Origin of the sequence: Streptomyces winkii (genome assembly GCF_032248595.1) — a bacterium.
In the GTDB taxonomy this organism is placed as follows: Bacteria; Actinomycetota; Actinomycetes; order Streptomycetales; family Streptomycetaceae; genus Streptomyces; species Streptomyces winkii.
The window spans coordinates 227,315-246,398 of sequence record NZ_JASTTH010000006.1 but is presented as its reverse complement, the minus strand read 5'-3'; the positions used below and the strand labels follow the sequence as shown (position 1 = coordinate 246,398).

General features: G+C 70.8%; 15 protein-coding genes. 3 read left to right on the top strand and 12 right to left on the bottom strand.

The features are described from left to right. Positions 1-96: 96 nt before the first annotated feature. The 9 genes from QQM67_RS19975 to QQM67_RS19935 form a co-directional block, all read right to left on the bottom strand. Complete coding sequence (locus QQM67_RS19975) at positions 97-2,658, bottom strand: beta-galactosidase (RefSeq protein WP_314175330.1); 2,562 nt, start codon at positions 2,656-2,658, stop codon at positions 97-99. Between the two features lie 121 nt (positions 2,659-2,779). Next, the gene (locus QQM67_RS19970) at positions 2,780-3,757 is read right to left on the bottom strand and encodes a formylglycine-generating enzyme family protein (RefSeq protein WP_314175329.1); all 978 of its coding nucleotides are present in this window, start codon (positions 3,755-3,757) and stop codon (positions 2,780-2,782) included. Positions 3,758-3,776: 19 nt separating this feature from the next. Beyond that, complete coding sequence (locus tag QQM67_RS19965) at positions 3,777-5,225, bottom strand: sulfatase family protein (RefSeq protein WP_314175328.1); 1,449 nt, start codon at positions 5,223-5,225, stop codon at positions 3,777-3,779. Positions 5,226-5,392: 167 nt separating this feature from the next. Next, positions 5,393-6,793: a glucoamylase family protein gene (locus tag QQM67_RS19960; RefSeq protein WP_314175327.1), complete on the bottom strand. Its 1,401-nt coding sequence runs from the start codon at positions 6,791-6,793 to the stop codon at positions 5,393-5,395. Between the two features lie 52 nt (positions 6,794-6,845). Next, positions 6,846-8,753 (bottom strand): GH39 family glycosyl hydrolase, encoded by a 1,908-nt coding sequence (locus QQM67_RS19955; protein WP_314175326.1) that lies wholly within the window; start codon positions 8,751-8,753, stop codon positions 6,846-6,848. Positions 8,754-8,850: 97 nt separating this feature from the next. Further along, entirely contained in the window at positions 8,851-9,735 is an 885-nt protein-coding gene (locus QQM67_RS19950; RefSeq protein WP_399067193.1) for an ABC transporter permease subunit, read from the bottom strand. Further along, complete coding sequence (locus tag QQM67_RS19945; protein WP_399067191.1) at positions 9,732-10,733, bottom strand: ABC transporter permease subunit; 1,002 nt, start codon at positions 10,731-10,733, stop codon at positions 9,732-9,734. The genes QQM67_RS19950 and QQM67_RS19945 overlap by 4 nt, the downstream gene beginning before the upstream one ends. A 4-nt stretch (positions 10,734-10,737) precedes the next feature. Beyond that, on the bottom strand, positions 10,738-11,988 hold the full coding sequence (locus QQM67_RS19940) for a sugar ABC transporter substrate-binding protein (RefSeq protein WP_314175324.1): 1,251 nt from the start codon (positions 11,986-11,988) through the stop codon (positions 10,738-10,740). 135 nt (positions 11,989-12,123) lie between these two features. Further along, positions 12,124-13,212, bottom strand: coding sequence for a LacI family DNA-binding transcriptional regulator (locus tag QQM67_RS19935; protein WP_314175323.1), 1,089 nt, complete (start codon positions 13,210-13,212; stop codon positions 12,124-12,126). Between the two features lie 541 nt (positions 13,213-13,753). Between QQM67_RS19935 and QQM67_RS19930 the strand changes: the two genes are divergently transcribed. The 3 genes from QQM67_RS19930 (at position 13,754) to QQM67_RS19920 (ending at position 15,907) form a co-directional block, all read left to right on the top strand. Next, complete coding sequence (locus tag QQM67_RS19930; protein ID WP_314175322.1) at positions 13,754-14,374, top strand: DUF6230 family protein; 621 nt, start codon at positions 13,754-13,756, stop codon at positions 14,372-14,374. Next, a complete protein-coding gene (locus QQM67_RS19925) occupies positions 14,365-15,144 on the top strand; it encodes a DUF6114 domain-containing protein (RefSeq protein WP_314175321.1) in 780 nt (259 codons plus the stop codon). Before QQM67_RS19930 ends, QQM67_RS19925 begins: the two co-directional genes overlap by 10 nt. A 118-nt stretch (positions 15,145-15,262) precedes the next feature. Further along, a complete protein-coding gene (locus QQM67_RS19920; RefSeq protein WP_314175320.1) occupies positions 15,263-15,907 on the top strand; it encodes a hypothetical protein in 645 nt (214 codons plus the stop codon). 183 nt (positions 15,908-16,090) lie between these two features. Here the strand turns inward: QQM67_RS19920 and QQM67_RS19915 are convergent, their stop codons facing one another. The 3 genes from QQM67_RS19915 to QQM67_RS19905 all read right to left on the bottom strand — a co-directional run bounded on the left by QQM67_RS19915 (position 16,091) and on the right by QQM67_RS19905 (position 18,653). Further along, entirely contained in the window at positions 16,091-17,029 is a 939-nt protein-coding gene (locus QQM67_RS19915) for an SRPBCC family protein (protein ID WP_314175319.1), read from the bottom strand. A 5-nt stretch (positions 17,030-17,034) separates the two neighbouring features. Next, the gene (locus tag QQM67_RS19910; protein WP_314175318.1) at positions 17,035-17,652 is read right to left on the bottom strand and encodes a hypothetical protein; all 618 of its coding nucleotides are present in this window, start codon (positions 17,650-17,652) and stop codon (positions 17,035-17,037) included. Between the two features lie 488 nt (positions 17,653-18,140). Beyond that, entirely contained in the window at positions 18,141-18,653 is a 513-nt protein-coding gene (locus QQM67_RS19905; protein WP_314175623.1) for an ATP-binding protein, read from the bottom strand. Positions 18,654-19,084 lie beyond the last annotated feature (431 nt).

Sequence of the window (19,084 nt, the reverse complement as noted above, 5' to 3'; positions counted from 1 at the left end):
CGGTGCGGTCCATGCTGGACCACCCTGAAGAAGGCGCGAGGGGAGGAGCGGCTGCCACGCCGGTGGGCGGGGCGGTGGTCACCCGGACGGCATGGCTCAGCTCAGGCTGACGGTGAACTCCGGGCGCTGGACGCGCAGAACCGTACGGCCGCCCTCGCGCGAGGACCGCGCACCCGGGCACCTGGCGTCCCCCTCGACGGCGACGACGGAGTCCCCGCCGCCCACCGCGCGGAACGCCACCCTGCTCTTCGCGACGCCGGTGATCTCGGCGGTGGCGTACGCGATGCGCCCCCCGCCCGCCTCCAGGCCGAGCGGCAGGATCGCGCCGCTGCGCCCGGGGACGCGCAGCTTCTCGCCGCCGAAGAGCGCCTTGCCCTTCTCGGAGACGGTGAACTCCTGGTCCAGGCCCGATGTCACGTTCAGGGCGTGCAGGAGACGGCCGCCGCCCTCCGCGGCCCGGGTGGTGAGCAGGAAGAGCCCCGGGTCGGTCGCGCTGTGGGTGAGAGCCGGCGTCGCACCGAGCGCCTTCAGCGCCCGCAGCCAGAAGTCCAGGTCGCAGCGGTAGTCGGTGGTGACGACGACCGCGCGGCCCTTGCCCACCGGGACGTCGAAGCCGCAGCCCTTCCCGGTCGATACCTCCCGCAGCACCGTCGAGCCCTTGCTCGGGGTGCACAACTGGGCCTTGGCGACGCGGATTTCGGCGCGCGGCGCCGCCCAGCCGTGCGAAGTGGCCGACAGCCAGAAGCGGTCGGCGTCGGTGAGGGTCTTGCCCGGCTTCAGGCCCAGCGCGTCGCCCAGCTCCGTGCTCTTGCCGCCCGCCATGTCCTCCTGGGGGATCCGGCCCGAGAGCAGCAGCCTGCCGCCCGCCTCGAGGTAGCGGACGAGCTCGCGCTGCACCTTCGTCGCGAGGTTCTTGCCGGTCGCCAGCGCCAGTACGGGCGTACGGTCCGGGTCGAGCCGCCCGGACTGCACGTCGACGGCACGGTAGCGGAAGCCGCCCAGCAGCATGGCGCGGGACAGCGCGCCGCGCGGCCCGAAGCCGCGGGTGTCCTCGATGTCCGCGAGGATCGCGTCGACGCTCTCGCGGCCCGGCGGGTGGTACTCCGTCAGATAGTGGTCCGGCACGAATCCCAGGGCCACTTCGTCGTACTCGGGCACCATGCCGGCCAGCGTCTGCGCGAGGCCGCCGACGGTGTGCAGGGTCTGCTTCAGCGGCTCGTAGCTGAGGTTGCGCCGCCCCTCCGGGTCCACGGGGGCGGAGAAGCCGTGGCGTTCGCCGGTGATGCCGATGCGGTCGTTGCCGTCGCCCACGGGCTTGTCCAGCTTCGGGTTGAAACCGCCCGCGAACAGGTAGTAGTTGATCATCTTGACGCCCTGCGCGAGGCAGAGCCGCGTCTTCAGGTCCCCGCTCTCGGCGTCCTCCTGGTTGTCCAGGTTGTCGCCGTAGTCGGCGTGCCCGGCGTCGAACTCCAGGGCGCTCAGCGGCTGGTCGGCGTCCTGCACCGACTCGGTGAAGGCGTTGACGAGATAGAGGTCCGTGACGTTCTTGACGGTGAGGCCGCCGAGGTAGAAGTCCGAGCCGGCGAAGATCCCGGGCTCTTGGGACCAGGTCTCCATCAACTGGCTGATGCCGATGGGGAATTTCTTCGCCCCGCCGTCGGACGTGCCGTGGATGTTGATGAGGAAGGGGACGCCCTTGAGCCCGTTGTTCTCGGCGGACTTGCGCAGCGTGCTCACGTAGCGGGCGAACCGGCCCCGTGTGAACGCACCGAGGTCGTGCATCAGGGCGGGAGCGTAGGCGTCCTCGGGGGCGCGAATGGCGGCGTCGCGCTCGTCCGCGGGCTTGTCCGCGAAGGGGTAGCGCCCGCCGAGATCCGCGCCGTACGTCTCGTCCAGCCAGGAGTTGAACGCCTTGAGGGTTCCGTCCGTGAGGGCCGGGTGGTTGCTGACCCAGGGCAGCATGCCGATCTCGTTGTCGAGCTGGCAGGCGATGACGCCGTGTCCGCCCTTGCGGTGCCTGCGCTTCGCGATCACCGGGATCACCGCGTCGTACCAGCGCCGCACCTCCTTGAGGTAGGCGGGCGCCAGGTAGTCGACGGTCTGCGCGGTGTCCTTCTGGCCGTCCCAGCCCTTCGGCACGATCTCCGGGTGCTCCTCGCGTACGCGGTGCGGAACCCCCTCGCCCTTGAGCTCGGCCATCGTGAACGGGCCGGGACGTGCGATCACATGGAAGCCCTCGGCGACGCACAGGTCGAGGAAGGCGCCGAGGTCGCGCTCCGGGCGGGTGCGGCCGGTGACGTCGATGGAGCCGTCCGCGGTCTCGTGCCACATCCACGGGATGTAGGTCGCGATGGTGTTGAGCCCGGCCTCCTTGGCCAGGTCCAGACGTGACTGCCAGTCGGAGCGCTTGAGGCGGAAGTAGTGGATCTCGCCCGCCAGTACGAGAACCGGGTCGCCGTCGATCAGCAGCCGTTTGCGGTCGTACGACACGGACGGGCCGGTGCCCGTCCGCTCGTACGGCTGCGCGCCGCCGGTCCAGGCGGACGCCGCCGACGCGGGCGTGGCGCCGGGACCGGTTCCTCCTGCGGCGGCGACGGCGATCGCCCCGGCGCCGCCGAGCACGGCGCGACGGCGCATGTCTGCCGGATGTGACGTCATGGCTGGCTCTCCGGTACGGGGCGAGGGGTCGGTGCGCCGAGACTGTATGCGCTTACAGGAAGCGCATACAAGAGGCCGGAGCCAAGCTGTTGCGGGGCTTGTCGGCGGGCGGTTCCCCGCGTCACCGGCCGGAGCCGGACGCGACCCGGAATCCTGTGTTCCCGGAGGAGGAGTCGGGCGTGTTCGCCATGCGCGCCGAGGTGCGGTAGCGCAGGCAGTACGACTCGTGGCACAGGTGCGAACCGCCGCGCAGCGCACGGGAGTCGGAGCCGGCGGCGAAGAGGTCCGCCGACCACTCCCACACGTTGCCCGTCATGTTGAACAGCCCGTGGCCGTTCGCCGGGAACGCGTCCACGGGGCAGGTCCCGGCGTAGCCGTCGGCGGCGGTGTTGCGGTCCGGGAACGAGCCGCGCCAGATGTTCATCCTGTACGTGCCTCCCGGGTCGCGCTCCCGGCCCCACGGGTACGGCTCTCCGCTCAGCCCGCCGCGCGCTCCGTACTCCCACTCGGCCTCCGTGGGCAGCCGGGTGCCGGCCCAAGTGCAGTACGCCAGCGCGTCGTTGTGCGACACGTGGACCACGGGATGGTCCTCACGCCCGTCCAGATCCGAGCCCGGGCCCTCCGGATGCCGCCAGTCCGCCCCGTGCACCTGCCGCCACCATGGCGCCGCGGCGGCGGCGCGCGTGGGCGGGAAGCCGGGAGGCAGGAACCCGCCGAAGACGAACGACCAGCCGAAGCGCTCCGCGTCGGTGCGGTGGCCCGTCGCGGCCACGAAGTCCGCGAACTCGGCTGCGGTGACGGCGGTCGCGGCGAGCCGCAGCGGGGCGAGCGTCACCTCGCGCACCGGGCCCTCGCCGTCCGCCGGGTACGGGGCGTCGTCGCACCCCATCAGGAAGGCGCCGCCGGGCAGTTCGCACCAGCCGCCGTGCGGGGTGTGGGGGCCCTCCGTTGCGGAGCCGGGGGCGGAGCCGGACGCCGATCCCGACTGGGCGGTGCCTGGCCCCGGTTCGGCGCCGGCCGTGCCGCCGGCCCCGGCGGCGGACCCGCGAGAGGGCGCACAGCATGCCCGCGGCGCCCGGCTGTTCCGTGTGCCGGTCAACGGACGGCCCTCCCTCCGCTCAGTGTTCGGGGAGCACACCCTCGGGGGTGTCTCCGCAGCTCTCCTGGAGCCGCGCCAGCTGCTCGGTCAACTCCCTTGCCACGTCCGCGTATTCGGGGTCGCCGTAGCGGCTGTGCAGCTCGTCCGGGTCGTCCGTCAGGTCGAACAGCTCCCACTCCGGCTCGCGCCGCTTCCCGCTCGCACCCGAGGCGCCGGAGCCGTGCCCCGGGTAGTGGATCAGCTTGTGTGTGCGGGTGCGGATGCCGTAGCAGGCCTGCACGTTGTGGTCGCGGTCGAGATGCATGTAGTAGCGGTAGTAGACGCCCGTGCGCCAGTCGCCGGGCTTCTCACCTCGCAGCAGCGGCAGCAGGCTGCGGCCCTGCATGCGCTCCGGCGGCTCGATGCCGGCGATGTCCAGCAGCGTCGGCGCGAAGTCCACGTTCGCCACGAGGTCTTCGTTGACGGACCCGGGCGCGACGACCCCCGGCCAGCGCATCACGAGCGGAATGCGCATCGACGGTTCGTACATGAACCGCTTGTCGAACCAGCCGTGTTCACCGAGGAAGAAGCCGTGGTCGGAGGTGTAGGCGACGGCGGTGTCCTCCGCGAGCCCGGAGACGGAGAGGAAGTGCAGTACGCGGCCCACGTTCTCGTCGAGCGCCGCGACCACCCGCAGGTACTCCTTGATGTAGCGCTGATAGCGCCACTCGCGCTCCTCGCGCTCCGAAAGCCCCTCCGGCACCGGCTCCTTGAGGTCCTCACGCACGAGGTCTTCCATGCGCAGCCGCGCCTCGCGGGCGGCGGTGGAGCGCTCGCTCAGATCGTCGTGGAGGGTCGGGGGAGCGGGGACGTCCTCGTCCTCGTAGAGATGCCGGTGGCGTTCGGCGGCCTCGAAGTGCCGGTGCGGTGCCTTGTGCTGGACGAGCAGCGCGAAGGGGCGCCCGCGGTCGCGCCCGTCCAGCCAGTTCAGGGCGAGGTCGGTGATGACGTCGGTGACGTAGCCGGTGTACGTGCGCTCGCCGTCGGCGGTGAGGAACGTCGGATCGTGGTAGACGCCGTGCTCGGGAAGGATCTCCCAGTGGTCGAAGCCGCGGGGGTCGCTCCGCCCGCCGTGGCCCAGGTGCCACTTGCCGATGAGGGCGGTCTGGTAGCCGGCCTCGCGCAGCATCTCGGGGAAGCCCGGCTGGGTCGCGTCGAAGGTGTGGTCCGGCCCTTCGAGCGAGGTCATGCCGTTGACGTGGCTGTAGGTGCCGGTCAGCAGGGTCGCGCGGGCGGGCGAGCAGATCGCGTTGGTGCAGAAGGTGTTGTCGAACCGCATTCCCTCCGCGGCGAGTCCGTCGACCGCGGGCGTCCGGTTGATCACGCTGCCGTACGCGCCGATGGCGGGCACGGCGTGGTCGTCCGTCATGAACAGCACGATGTTGGGGCGCACTTGCTGCTCGGGCGGCGGCTGCGCGTGCTGCGTCACGGAATCCTTCCCGGTGGTGCGTGGTGCGTGGTGCGTGGTGCGGTAGCGCGGTGTTGCGGCGGTGCTCTCGTGCGGCGGTGGGTGGCCGGGACAGCGCCGGGGATCAGCCTGCGGCGCTGCCCCGGCGGTACGGGGCGGCGGGCAGCCGCGTGAGCTGCCGCCGTGGATCAGACTATGCCGAAGTCCTCCTTGGCCAGCAGCGGCCGGACGTTCCTGGCGAACCCGCCCGAGCGGAAGGCGCCCTGGAGCAGCCCCGGGCTGAGCACCTGCGCGAGCCCCGCGGCGACCATGCCCTGGTCCAGGGCGAGCATGAAGTCGCTGACCGTGCCTTCCTTGACGTCGACGGAGTCGCGGAAGCCCAGCCCGTCGTGGTAAGCGCCGAAGTCGCGGTCGATCTTCACCAGGTTGGCGACGGACGCGGCCGGCTCGAACTGCATGGCCAGGAAGGACGCGTGCGGCGTGACGACGCCCTTGGAGAAGTAGCCGTCCACGGTCATGCCGATCTCGTCGACGCCGTACTCGCTGTAGCCGCCGGCCGGGATGTTGGCGGGGGAGAAGCCCCAGTATCCGTACTTCTCCTCCTCCAGCCCGTGCTCGATCTGGCTGCGGATGTAGCGCTTGTGCGTCACGCCCCACGCGTTCGGCGCCCACTCGCCCTCGGGCACGAAGAGCGGCACCATCAGCGCCTCGAACATCGAGCCGCCCCAGGTGGGGATCAGCTTCCGGCCGCGGTAGGTGTAGTGGCCGCGCCAGAGCCGTACGCCGTCGACCGTCACGTACTCGCCCTCGGGCACCTGCTCCTGCTCGTTCTCCGGCACCATCGTGCGGAACGTGCGCCAGTAGTGCTCGCCGGGCAGGCTGCCGTCCGCGATGCCGAGGTAACTGGCCATGCGGGGCTCGGTGTTGAGGGCGCCGTACCAGTGCCCGGTGAAGGTGTCGTCGTCCGTCCAGTAGCCGCCCTTGATCTGGCCGGGGTGCTGTGCCGGGTCGCTCTCGTCGTACGGGGTGAAGTAGAAGGACCAGTCGGCGTCCTTGAGCAGGCTCTTCACGCGCGGGGCCAGCGACGGGTCGGCCTGTGCCGCGATCCGCAGCCCCGTGATCAGCCAGGCGTTGTCGACGGAGGAGAGGAACGGCCGCACCTCGTCGCCCGTCTCCGGCCACTTCGTCAGCACCTTGCCCGTGCCGGCGTCGTACCAGTTGAGCCAGAAGCCCTTCGCGCGCTCCAGCTTCTCCACCGCCGAGACGGTGCCCGCGAGCCGCTTGCGCATGGTCGCCTGGCTGATCACGCCGAGCCCGGCCGCGGCCACCGTCGACCAGATCCCGCAGCCGATGTTGGTGGGCGAGGTCTGCACGCTGCGCTTCGGCTTGGCGCCGCTCACGTCGATCTTGTCGGCGGCGAGGCCGAGTTCGGAGTGCATGGCCTCGATCGAGGCGTAGGTGTCGCGGAACCAGCGGTGCAGCAGCGAGGTCGTGGCGCGGCTGCGTGCCGAGGCGGGGGTGGCCGTGACACCGAGGGCGAGCGCGGCCGACGCACCCGCTCCGGCCGTGAGGATGGTCCGTCGTTTCATGGTGGTGCGGCTCCTTCGTCGTTCGGTGGACGTGCGGTCGTCGGGGACCCGTTCAGGCCCTGGTGAGGCGAAGCGCGCGGATGCCGGGCATCGGCAGGTCGACGGTGAGGGAGAGCGATCCGGCGGCGTCGGCGGTCACGGTGCCGAGCGACTCCTCGAAGAGCTCGTCGGCGGCGCGGAGTTCGGACCACTGGCGCTCGTTCGGCCAGTCGTTGTGGCCGGCGTCCATGGCGTCCCACACGGCCTTGATGTTGGAGTGGGTCTCGTCCACGCGGCGCAGCACGACCGAGTAACTCGCGTCCGGCGTCAGCCCGTTCACCTCGACGCGGGCCTCGCGGTCCAGCGCGGCGGCGCCGCCGGTCTTCGTCTGGTCCAGCGTGCCGTTCCAGCAGAGGACGTCGATGCCGGCTCCGTCGTCCGTACGCGTCGCGAGGGACTCCACCAGCGCCTCGGCGCCGTCGCCGCCGACCGTCGACGGGACGCGGCCGCCCTCCAGCTGCGAGAGCATGCGCAGCGCCCAGAAGCGTGGCTTGCGCAGATTGCCCACGGTCAGCAGCCCGAAGCCGCCGTGGAAGAGCTTCGGCGGCCGGCCCAGCTCCTCGAAGTGGTCGGTGGCGACCCAGTACGCGAGGGCGTCCGCCGACTTCCCCTGGCTCGCCGGGGATACCCCCAGCACGCTCTTCATGCCGCGCAGCACGAACGGCGCGGAGAAGACGGAGTCGTTGACGCGGTGGAAGTGGGTGGGCGTCACGCCCCACTCCGTCCAGAGGATCTCCGGTTCGGGCAGGCCCGTGGCCTCCGCGAAGGAGCGCGTCTCGGGGCGGAAGTCCAGCGGCGCGTTGCCGTAGGTGTGCGTCGAGACGAAGTCGATGGGCACGTCGTGCTCGCGGCAGTACTCCAGCAGCGGGCCGACCCACTTGGCCGCGGCCGAGCCGGGGCCGCCGACCCTGATGCGTGCGTCGACGCCCTTCACGGCGCGTACGGCGGTCTCGTACAGCAGGTGGTACTGGGCCTGGTTGCCGTTCCAGAAGACCTCCAGATTGGCCTCGTTCCAGACCTCGAACTCCCAGGTGGCGACCTCCTCCGCGCCGTAGCGCTCCCGCAGGTGCACCGTGAGCGCGCGGCACAGCTCGCCCCACCGCTCCCAGCTGCGCGGTACGGAGGCGATGCCCTTGTACTCGAAGATGGTGTATTCGGGGTCGAGCGCCAACTCGGCGGGCATGAAGGAGAGTTCGACCACGGGCTTGAGACCCGTGGCGAGGAAGCGGTCGTAGACCGTGTCGAGGCCGTAGAAGTCGAAGGAGCCGTCGTCCAGTACGCGCACGCACTCGGGCAGGAACGTGCCGTGCGCCCGTACGGTGCGCACCCCGAGCTCGTCGCGGACGATGCCGAGCGCGTCGCCGTACTCCTTCGCAACGTCTGCGCCGCCGGGACCGGGTTCGCTCCACAGCAGCATCGACAGATGCTCCGCGCCGATCATCCGGTTCCACACGGGCGGCAGCGGCACCGGCTCGGCCCCCGCGTCGACCTCGACGGTGACGGCCGGCGGCCGGGTGCCCCGCGCCTTCGGGCAGCCGCGGACGGGCTCGGCGGGGAGCGCGCCGGGGCCCGCGTCCGTCCAGGAGGCGACCTTGTACCAGTAGCCCTGACCGGGCTCGACGAGGGTGTCCGCGTACGGCGGCGAGGGCACCGCCAGCACGTCGCCGCCCCGGTGGTCGAGCGGCTCGTACGGGCCGTCGACGGTGTCCGCCCGGTGCACGAGATACCCCAACGCGCCCTCCACCGGCTCCCAGTCGAGCAGCACATGGCCGGTGCCGTCCTCGGAGCACAGCCCCAAGGGCGCGGGCAGGCGGGCGGTGCCGGTCAGCTTGGGGGCACCACCCGGCTCAGCCAGGGGGAGGTCGCTCGGGAGGCCGATGCGCTGCTCCCAGTCGAGGCGAGCGGCGTTCTTCTCGGTCATGTCGGGGTCACCTCTCGATGGATGCGCATACACTCGGGGTCTTTCTCCCCCGCCGTCGGTCGTACGGGGGCGGTACGGAACGCGCGGTCGTACGGGCCTACTTGAGGCCCGCGGTGGCGATGCCCTGCGTGAAGTAGCGCTGGAGCAGGATGAAGACCAGCAGGACGGGCAGTACCACCAGGAAGGCGCCCGCCATCAGGACCCCGTTGGAGCCGTTGGTCTTCGTGGGGTCGATGGCGAAGGTGGCCAGCGCCACCGGAAGCGTGTACTTATCCGGGTCGTTGGTGGCCACGAGCGGCCAGAGGAAGTTGTTCCAGGACTGGAGGAACGTGAAGATGGCCAGCGTCGCCAGCGCGGGCTTGACCAGCGGCATCGCGATCCGCCAGAAGATGAACCACTCGCCGGCGCCGTCGATGCGGGCCGCCTCCAGCAGCTCGTCCGGAATGGCGGTCATGAACTGGCGCATCAGGAAGACCCCGAACGCGCCCGCCGCGAACGGCAGGATGAGCGCGGCGTAGGAGTCGATCAGGCCCATCTTGCTGACCATCACGAACATCGGCATCAGCATCAGGTTGCCCGGCACCATCAGCGCGCACATCACGAGCGCGAACACGGGCCGCTTCCCCATGAACTTCAGCTTCGCCAGCGCGTAGCCGAGCATCGAGCAGAAGACGAGATTGCAGACCGTGACGACGACGGCGACCAGCGTGGAGTTGAAGAAGTGGGCGCCCACGTCGAGCAGCTTGACCAGCTTCTCGAAGTGGATCAGCGTCCAGTCGTCCGGTATCCACACCGTCGGCGTCGCGCCGAGGTCGCGCTCCGACTTGAACGCGGACAGCGCCATCCACAGGAACGGCGCGATCATCACGACCATGCCGGCCCACAGCACGGCCAGCAGGAGCCTGCGGCGCGTGGCCTCGCGCCGGTGCGGACGCGGCGCCGGTTCGGTTGCGCGGGCTGCGCCGTCCAAGGTCGCCGTCATCTCGTCTTGTCCTTCAGCAGACGGAGCTGGAGCAGGGTGACCGCGAGGATGACCGTGAACAGCACGTACGCCATCGCGCTCGCGTAGCCCATGTGGAAGAAGCTGAAGCCCTCGCGGTACATGTCGAGCGAGACGGTCAGCGTGGAGTTGTCCGGCCCGCCCTCGGTCATCACGAACGGCTCCTCGAAGACGTTGAGGAAGCCGATCGTCGTCATGACGCTGACGTAGAGCATCGTCGGGCGCAGCAGCGGCACCGTGATGGTCCGGAACTCCTGCCAGACGCCGGCGCCGTCCAGCCGCGCCGCCTCCCGCACCTCGGCGGGGATGCCCTGGAGCCCGGCGAGGAAGAGGACCATCGCCGTGCCGAGGTTGCGCCAGACGGCCATCACGATCAGCGAGGGCATCGCGAGGACCTTCGAGCCGAGGAAGTCCGGTGAGGTCAGGCCCACTTCGGACGCGAGCCCGGAGATGAGCCCGTCCGCCGGGTCCAGGACGAAGCGCCACACGACCGCCACGGCGACGATGCTGGTGACCACGGGTGCGTAGAAGCCGACCCGGAAGACCGTACGCAGCCGGCCGACGCCCCGGTTGAGCAGCACGGCTGCGAACAGTCCCGCTCCGACGGTGAGCGGCACGCCCAGGACCACGAAGTAGCCCGTGTTGAACAAGGACGTCAGGAAGCGCTCGTCGTCGAAGAGCCGTGTGTAGTTCTCCACGCCGATGAACTCGGTGGAGAACGGGTCTGCGACGTTCCGCAGCCCGAAGTCGGTGAAGCTCATGACGAACGTCGCGACGATCGGCACCGCCATGAACGTCAGGAACAGCACCAGGAACGGAGTGGAGAACATCCACCCCGGGAGGTTCTGCATGCTGAGCCGGTCCCGGCGGCGCCCGGCGGGCCCCTGTCCGCGGCCCGTCCCAGCGCCGGCCCCGGCCCCGGACCGCACCGCCTGGGTGCGGCCCGGGACCCCCCGCCGGGATGGGGTCGTGGTCGCCATCGAGTCAGCCCACCAGGCCCTCGGTGGCCTTCTGCAGCCAGGCAGCCGTCTTCTTCGGGGACTCGCCCTTCTGGGAGACGCGCGCCACGCCCTCGTCGAGCTTGGCGGAGAACTCCTCCCACTTGGCGAGCGGCGGGACGGTCTTCGCGGTCTTGAGCTGCTTCTCGAAGGCGTCCAGCTGCTCCGGCGCGTTCTTCAGCGCGGGCTCGTCCCAGGCGTCCTCCTTCGCGGGCAGCGACTTGGCGATCTCGTACCAGTGCGCCTGCTGCTCGGTGCTGGTGAGGTACTCCGTGAACTCCTTCGCCGCGGCCTTGTGCGCGCTGTCCTTGAACGTGACGAGGCTCGCGCCGCCCACCCAGGAGGTGCTCGATGTGCCGGCGGGCAGCGGGGCGGTGGCGTACTTGCCCTTGAGCTGCGGCTGCTGGTCCTGGATGTTCTGCACGATCCAGGGCCCGGAGATGAACATCGGGGCGTCGCCCGAGCCGAAGTCCTTCACCACGTCGTAGTCGGGCGGCGAGCTCTTCCGGGAGAGGCCCTCGTCGAAGTAGCGGGCGTACTCGGTCAGCGCCTCGACGGACTCGGGGGAGTCCAGGGCGGGCTTGCCGGAGTCGTCGACCAGCTTGCCGCCGGCCGAGTAGAGGAAGGGGAGCCAGGTCTGCCAGGCGCCGATGTTGGCGGGCTGGTTGTACGTGCCCCACTTCGCGCCGGCCTTGTCCTTGTAGGCCTTGGCGAGGGCGCGCTGGTCCTTCCACGTGGCCGGGGGCTTGTCGACGCCGGCCTTCTTCGCCAGGTCCGTGCGGTAGTACAGCGCCCGGGTGTCGACGTACCAGGGAACGCCATAGGCCTCGCCGTCCTTCACGCCGCCGTCCCACGCGGCCGGGAAGTAGTCGTCCTTCTTGAAGGCCTTCGTGTCCACCGGCTCCAGCGCGTCGAGTTCGATGAACTCGCCGAGCATCGTGCTGCCCATCTGGGCCATGTCGGGAAGCTCCCCAGCGGCGACGGCCGACACCAGCTTCTGGTGGACGACGTCCCAGCCGACCGGGGTGACCTTGACCTTGATGTTGGGGTGCTTCTTGTTGAACTCCTTGCCCAGCTTGGCCAGGTGCTTGCCCTCCTCACCCATGCCCCAGACGGTGAGGGTCTGCTTGTCCTTCGCGGAGGACTGCTCGCTGTCGCCGCTGCCGCAGGCGGAGAGCAGCAGCGCGAGGGCGGTCGTTGCCGCGGTCGCGGCGGCGATGCGTGAAATGTGCTGCATGGAGGGGCTCCTCCTCAGTGCGGAGCGATGCGTCGAAGCGTTCATGTGGCCGGTGGCCTCAAGGAGGAGACGGCCAGGCTGTAAGCGCATACATACTCTGTGAGCGACTGCCCGGGCGTGCAAGAGCCGAGTTGATTACGACTGTGTAACGGAAGAGGTCGCGTCCTGCCGGCACCCGCAACTGGCCCGGCGGACCACCGAGACCGGCAGCACCTGGGAGACCGGTTCCCGCGTGCGGTCCTCCAGCCTCGCGACCAGCAGCTCCACGGCCTCCTCGCCGATACGCCGCATCGGCTGCCGTACGGTCGTCAGCGCCGGGGAGACCATGCGGCCGAGCGGGATCCCGTCGAAGCCCACCACCGCGAGATCCTCCGGTACGCGCACCCCGCGCCGCCGCAGCTCCGAGAGCGCACCGACCGCCATCTGGTCGTTGGCGAACGCCACTCCGTGGGGCAACTCGCCCCCGCGGTCGAGCAGTTGGGCGATCGCACGCCCGCCCTCGGCCTGCGTCAGCATGGACCGTGCGTCGGGGCGGTCGGGGACCGGCAGGCCCGCCTCAAGATGTGCCGCCTGGAATCCGCGGAAGCGGGCCTCGCCGTCGGGGGAGTCCTCCGTGCCGCCGGCGAAGGCGAGCCGGGTCAGGCCGTGATCGGCGATGAGGTGCCTGGTCAGGGCGAGTTCGCCGTCGAAGTTGGCCACCTCGACGTGGTCGAGATGATCGAGCGGTGCGTCCTCGCGCGGGCCCGCGACCATCACCACCGGCAGCCGCCGCGAGATCACTTCGAGCTCCTCGGTGGGGACCGTACGGGCGAGCACGGCGAAGCCGTCCACGCGCCCCGCGACGTCGGCGACGAGGCTCTTCGGGCCCTCCGCGAGGGAGGCGGCGATCAGCAGGGCGTAGCCGTGGCGCCGGGCCGCGCGCTCCATGCCGCGGATTATCTCGTCGGAGTAGAGCATCAGCTCGGCGTCGTCGCCGTAGTCGGAGTCCGGGTCCTCGGCGTCGGGATCGGCGTAGTCGGGGAAGCACAGGCCCAGCACGCGGGTGTTGCGGCTGGCCAGGCCCCGTGCGTTGCCGCTCGGCACATAGCCGAGCTCGCGGGCGGCCTCCAGGACCTTCTCCCTCGTACCGGCGCGCACCGAATCGGGGGCCCGATACACTCGCGAGACCGTCGCGATCGAGACGCCGGCCTGGCCGGCGACGTCGTACACGGTGGGAGCATTCACGCGACCACGCTCTCCTGCTTGATCAGGCCGCGGAGGCCGCTGGGTTGAAAGCGCATTCATGGTACGCCGCCCGCAGAAGCCCCGGCAAGAAGGCCCCCGGTCACCGCTCCGTTCGGTCCCAAGTGCCTCTCATCGGGCCTGATTTCGGCCACTTCCCGCCGGCCGACGCGCCTCTCTGACCACGCTCCGGCCGCATCCGGTTCCCGCGGGCGACGCGAAAGACAGCGCAATCTACCGGCTGCCAGGGGGCTACTAGAGGTAACGCCAGCTCGTGCGGTGCTGCTCAGGGGGTGTCCGGCTCCCGGGGCGGCGGTGGGGTCCAGAGCCGGGACGCGGTGCCGCAGCTCCAAGAGCGGGTGTTCGGCGGAAAGTTGTCTGCGCGAAACCTTGCCGTCCACGTCCGGTGTCCATAACCTGACTCGCCAGTAACTCTTCCGCACAGCAGGGTCTCCTTCTGTGCGCTCCCCCCTCGCACCACGCATGTGCTTCACATCCCCCACACAACGGTCACCACGCCATTTTTCTCACAAGGGGACACACCATGAAGGATGCGCACGGCAGAAAGCTGACGGGACGCACGAGCTGGCGGAGATTCGCCGTCCTGTGCGTGCCGGGCTGTGCGGCGACCGCCGCGCTGGCGATCGCACTGGCCAACGGCGCGCTCGCGGCGTCTTTCGCCGTATCGGGACAGCAGTTCAAGGTGTCGGCGTCCAGCCTGGACGGTGACGGCTTCGCGCAGTACGGCAGCGTGGACCGCAACGCCAGGGACAAGCTGATACCCGTGGCCGTCACCGCGATCAAGACGGCCGAGATGAACGACCTGTGCCAGTCCGTCGTCACGGACCTGCCCGTCATCGGCAGCATCTCGCTGAACCTCACCGCCGGTACGGGCAAGAAGCCGGTACAGGCGAGCGACCTGTTCGTCGACGCCACGCAGCTGTCCGGCAACGCATCCTTCAACAAGATCGAGATCGGGCGCGACGCCTCGACTCTCGACAAGGGCCCGAAGGGCGGGCGCGGACTCCAGGACCTGTTCGGGCAGCAGGCCGACGACGTCCACATCACCAAGCTCAAGCAGACCGCATGGGCCACCAACGCCGGCAAGTTCAGGCTCAACAACCTGAGCATGAAAGTGAACAAGGGCACCAAGGAATGCTTCTGATCTGGCGCCGGTGGCGCGGATGGCGCCGTGGCCGGCCGTTCTGGGGCGGTCTGTTCACCGTCCTCGCGGGTGTGGAGATCGGCGTGCTGCCGCTCGCTCCCATGAAGGTGATGCTGCACGAGGGGACCGCCGGCATCCCGGCCGTCGTCCTCGCGGCGATCATGGTCGTGCTGGGGTTCAGCGGCTGGTTCACGCCCCAGTACCGCGGGCTCGCGGGCATCATCACGGTCATGCTCGCGGCGTCGGCCCTCGTGCTGTCGAACCTGGGCGGGTTCATGATCGGCACGCTTCTGGGCGTCGTCGGGGGAGCCCTGATGTTCGCGTGGCGGCCGGTGCCGCCGCCCGACGATGCGGGAGTCGGTGACGGTACGGCGGCCGAGGGCGGCGAGCCCGCGGCCTTCCACGCGGAGGCGGTGCCGGTGGCCGCCGCGGTGCCCGCGTCCGCCGAAGCGGCCGGTGCTCCGGAGGGGGACTCGGCCTCCGCACGGTCCGGAGCCGCCGACGGGCCGCCGGCCGCCGGAGGGGCAGGCGTCTCCGGGGCGTCCGGGGAGCGCGGCGCGTCCGGTCCGGCCGACCCGTCCGGGCCGAACCCCGCCGAGCCGTCCCCCAACCCGCCCGGTACTTCCGGCACTTCGCGTGCCTCCGGTACCGGGGGCGCACCCAGCAGGTTCGAGTCCGCCGACTCCTCCCTCGCGGCCGCGTTCGGGGTCGACGACGACCCCTTCCCGCCCCGCCGCGGCGACACCTCGCGCCCGAAAGGGCAGGACTGAGCGCACGAGTGCCATCGCATCCCCTGCACCACCCCCATGTATGCAGTGAAGGAGCCGCATGATGAGCACGCGTCCGCCGTACGCCTCGTCTTCACGAGCCGCAGTCTTACGAGGAGCGGTGGCCGCGGCCACCGCTGCCGCCGCGCTTCTCCTGGCCGGGCCGGCGAGCGCCGCCGGCCCGGCCGGAGCGTCCGCCCAGCAGTCCGCCGCCGGGTCGACCACCGTCACCCCCGCCGGTCACGAGTACGCCGCGAAGCTCTCCGGCGACGCGACGTTCACCGCCGGGTCGGTGACGGTGACCTGCACTGTCTCCGAGGCGTCGGGCGGCATTCCGGCCGCACCGGACAACCACGACGACGCCGGGCCGGTGGAGTCCGCCGTGTCCGCGCCGACGTACGACTCGTGCACGACGAGCCTGCCGGGCGTCGAGGCGTCGGTGACGACCAGCGGCGACTGGACCGTCTCCATGCAGCACGGCGACCCGAGCACCGCCGGACTCACCATGCCCCCGGGCGGTTTCGTCCTGAAGACCAGCGGGCTCGCCGAGTGCACGGTGACCGCCGCGCCCGACGGCGCGGCCACCGCGACCGGCGACTGGGCCAACGGCTCGCCGTCGACGCTGACTTTCGAGGCCGCTGAGGTGCCCGTGAAGGTCGAGGGCGGCTTCGGCTGCCCGACGAGCGCCACCACCTCGGAGTTCGGAGCCGTCTACGAGATCACCGACACGACCGACGCGGGCGCGGACGTGGCCGTCGGCTCCTGAGCACCTTCCGGCGGTCGACCGGGCTCCGGCGGTTCAGCCGGTTCCCCAGCCGTGCGGCCACGCGGAAAGCCTCACCGCGTGGCCGCCGTCCGGGCTCTCTGGTCCTCGGCGTGCTGCCGGGCGCCGAGGACCAGAGGCGTCTCACGGGCCCGCCCCGGCCCGGCCTGGTGTTCTCCGTCTTCGTCAGGCCGCCTCGTCCTCCTCGTCCTCGTCGATCTCCTCGTCCTCTTCCCCGGCTTCGCCCCGGCTCTCCGGGTCCTCGTCCGAGCCCTCTTCCGCGCGCTCGTCCTCGTCCTCGTCGTCTGCGAGCACGTCCTCGTGGCTGCGTACGAGTTCGCCCTCGCGGATCTCGCCGCGCCAGCCCTCCGGCACCTCCTGGACGCCCAGCGTCACGTACCGCAGGAAGTGCTTGAGATCGAGGCGGAGCCGGCGGCCCTGGGCGCGCCAGAGGTTGGCCGTCTTCTCCAGGAAACCGCCGGGGGTGTACTCGACGACGACCACGATCCGGGTGAGGCTCGGGGCCAGTTCGTGGAACGAGATGGCGCCGTGCGTCTTGGTCTCGCCCTTGGTCTCCCAGACGATGCGCTCGTCGGGCACCTGCTCCAGCACCGTGGCCTGCCAACTCCGCTTGGACGGCCCGACCTTGAGCGTCCAGTCGGAAGTGACCTCGTCGTCCTCCGAGCGTGAGGCCTCGACGACGCCCTTCATGAAGCCCGTGAACTCCTCGAACTCCGTCCAGTGGTCGTACACGCGGCGCAGCGGCAGACCCACGTCGATCGCCTCGACGATGTTGGTGACCTTCTTCTCGCCGGCCTTGCCGCCCCCGCCGAAGAGCTCCTTCGTCTTCTCGGCGACCTTGTCCTTGGCGCCCTTCACGGCCTGCTCCCCGGCGGCCTTCGCGGGTGACTCGCCGCCGAGCACCTTCGCGACGGGCTTGGCCAGCCCGCCGCCGTCACCGGCGCCGGACAGGGCCTTCTCCGCGAGTTCGCCGGTCTTCTTCCCGGCCGAGCTGACCACCGTGTTGGCCTTCGCGAGCAGGTAGTTGGAGAGCTCCTCGCGCACCCTGTCGAGGCCCGAGCCCGAGGAGTCCTCCGTGTTCGCCTTCTTCTTGGTGTCCGGCATGCGCTCTACCTCCGGCGGCGGGACGACTCGGCAGGCGGCTTCTTCCGTGCGGCGGTCTTCTTGGCCGCCTTGGTCGGGGGAGCCTTCTTCGCCGTCTTCTTGGCGGCGGCCTGTGGGCCCTCGGCATCGCGGCGCGGCCTGCGGGGTCTGGCGCGCCGTTCGGCCGTACGGGGCCGGTCGCGCTCGTCCTCCTCCGCCGCGCCCCGGTCTCTCTGGCCTCCCTCGCCGGCCTCGGCAGCGCGCTCTTCGTCCGTGCGCTCCTCGTCCGTGCGCCCCTCGGCCTCGCCTTCGTCCTGCGCCGCTTCCAGGATCTGGTTCAACGATCTCGTCCGGTCCGCCAGCGCGTCCGCGAAGCTGCCGAGCCGCCGGTCCGCCGCCGCCCTCAGCGCCTCACGTCCCACCGTCAGCACCTCGCCGCGCATCTGCTCGGCGAGCTGGGACAGCTGGGGCGAGTCGCCGAGTTTCCCGGCGCCCGCCGCGAGCAGTTCCTGCGGCTTGACCTGGAGTCTCTTGCTCACCAGGAACGCGGCGACGGCCATCGCGAGCTTCGCCTTGCGACGCCTGCCGAGGAGATATCCGGCGGCGACGCTCGCGGCCAGCGCGGCTTTCGTGCTCTCACTCATGCACACCCATCCGTCCTGCCCTGCGCCGTACGTACGGTGCGTGCCCGGCTGTGGGCTGTGACCTGCGGCGGAGTCCTGACTCCATGTAGGCACAGCGGACCGCCCGGCGCCCGGCCGGCTGGGCTGTGCGGGTGGCGGGCGCGGCGCGGGCGCGGGTGAGGGGGAGGGGCGAGGGGAGAGGGGCGAGGGGAGACGCGGGCACGGGCCACGGGCACGCGGACGCGGACGGACGTGCCCCTCTGGGCCGTACCGCCCGGCACGGGCAGGCGGCAGACAGCAGCGCAACTCCTGCTTCTCCGGGGGGAGTTCGAGAGCCCCCCCGCCCCCGTTGCGGCACCGCTCGGAAAGCCGGCGAGGGTCCGCATCCCATCGGGCCCCGCCGTCTCCTCGAACGGTGCACGTCTGCCGCCCCCGACCGGCGCGGTCGGTTCGGGCGCCGTCAGGCCCGTGAAGGCCGTCAGGCTGTCAAAACGTTCAGGTCGGTGAGGTCAGTGCCTGCTCCTTTCGCCGCGCCTCGGCGTGACGAGCTCGCACCAGACGGTCCTGCCGCCGTACGCGGGCGCGTAGTGCCCCCACGAGCGGCTCAGGGTGTCGACCAACTGGAGCCCGCGGCCCACCTCGTCGTGCGGCGCCGCCGCGCGCACTCGGGGGTGCAGCCCCTTGGAGCCCGGATCCCAGACCTCGATGAACAGCCCGGCGTGGTGGCGCACGGTCAGCACGATCTGCTGAGCACCGGCGCCCGTGGGGGCTTCGGCGGCGGGACTCCCGTGCTTGACGGCATTCGAGACCAACTCGCACGCCAGAAGTGAGGCGGTCTCGGTCAGTGTGCTCAAGCCCCATTCGTGCAGAACGCCCACCACATGACGGCGGGCGACGGGGACCGCTTCGGGAATGGGCGACAGGAATTCCACCAGTTCGATGGGCTTGTCCTCGGGTCGTTGCAGTTCCTCGGGTCGTGGCAGTTCGTCAGGTCGTCGTGTCAGTTCCTCACGTCGTGGCACCAAGCTGGAGACGGAATGCGGCAGGCGCTCGGTGAAAGTAGTGGTCGTACGCCGATGGTCAGTCGGCCCGGGTGAATCTTCCCCTGCGACGTCGACGGGGCGGCGGCAAGCGGCCATGGGGGTGCTCCGTGACTTTCGTTGCAGCAGGATCCTTTCCTGCCAAAGCCCTACCGTAAGCACGCTCGGCGCCTTGAGGAAGTGGTCACACTGCACACACCCGTCCCGTGGGGCGGCACTGTGCATGACGTACTCCGCCGCAGGCCGGCACTGCCCGGCCCGCCTGGCGCGACGGTGGCGTGCACCCTGCACGGGCGGGCGGACAGGCCCTGGCACATTGCCCATTCCCTGGGCCGTATCTTGCCTCTATTGTTCGGGAGTTCACGTGCGGCCCGTCAAAGACGGCTCCATCCCATCGCAGTCCGGACATTTCG

Excerpts from the sequence above, each read along its gene's own strand:
- QQM67_RS19975 (WP_314175330.1), bottom strand. The coding sequence starts at position 2,658 with ATGACGTCACATCCGGCAGACATGCGCCGTCGCGCCGTGCTCGGCGGC.
- QQM67_RS19960 (WP_314175327.1), bottom strand. The coding sequence starts at position 6,793 with ATGAAACGACGGACCATCCTCACGGCCGGAGCGGGTGCGTCGGCCGCG.
- QQM67_RS19955 (WP_314175326.1), bottom strand. The coding sequence starts at position 8,753 with ATGACCGAGAAGAACGCCGCTCGCCTCGACTGGGAGCAGCGCATCGGC.
- QQM67_RS19950 (WP_399067193.1), bottom strand. The coding sequence starts at position 9,735 with ATGACGGCGACCTTGGACGGCGCAGCCCGCGCAACCGAACCGGCGCCG.
- QQM67_RS19945 (WP_399067191.1), bottom strand. The coding sequence starts at position 10,733 with ATGGCGACCACGACCCCATCCCGGCGGGGGGTCCCGGGCCGCACCCAG.
- QQM67_RS19940 (WP_314175324.1), bottom strand. The coding sequence starts at position 11,988 with ATGCAGCACATTTCACGCATCGCCGCCGCGACCGCGGCAACGACCGCC.
- QQM67_RS19930 (WP_314175322.1), top strand. The coding sequence starts at position 13,754 with ATGAAGGATGCGCACGGCAGAAAGCTGACGGGACGCACGAGCTGGCGG.
- QQM67_RS19925 (WP_314175321.1), top strand. The coding sequence starts at position 14,365 with ATGCTTCTGATCTGGCGCCGGTGGCGCGGATGGCGCCGTGGCCGGCCG.
- QQM67_RS19915 (WP_314175319.1), bottom strand. The coding sequence starts at position 17,029 with ATGCCGGACACCAAGAAGAAGGCGAACACGGAGGACTCCTCGGGCTCG.
- QQM67_RS19910 (WP_314175318.1), bottom strand. The coding sequence starts at position 17,652 with ATGAGTGAGAGCACGAAAGCCGCGCTGGCCGCGAGCGTCGCCGCCGGA.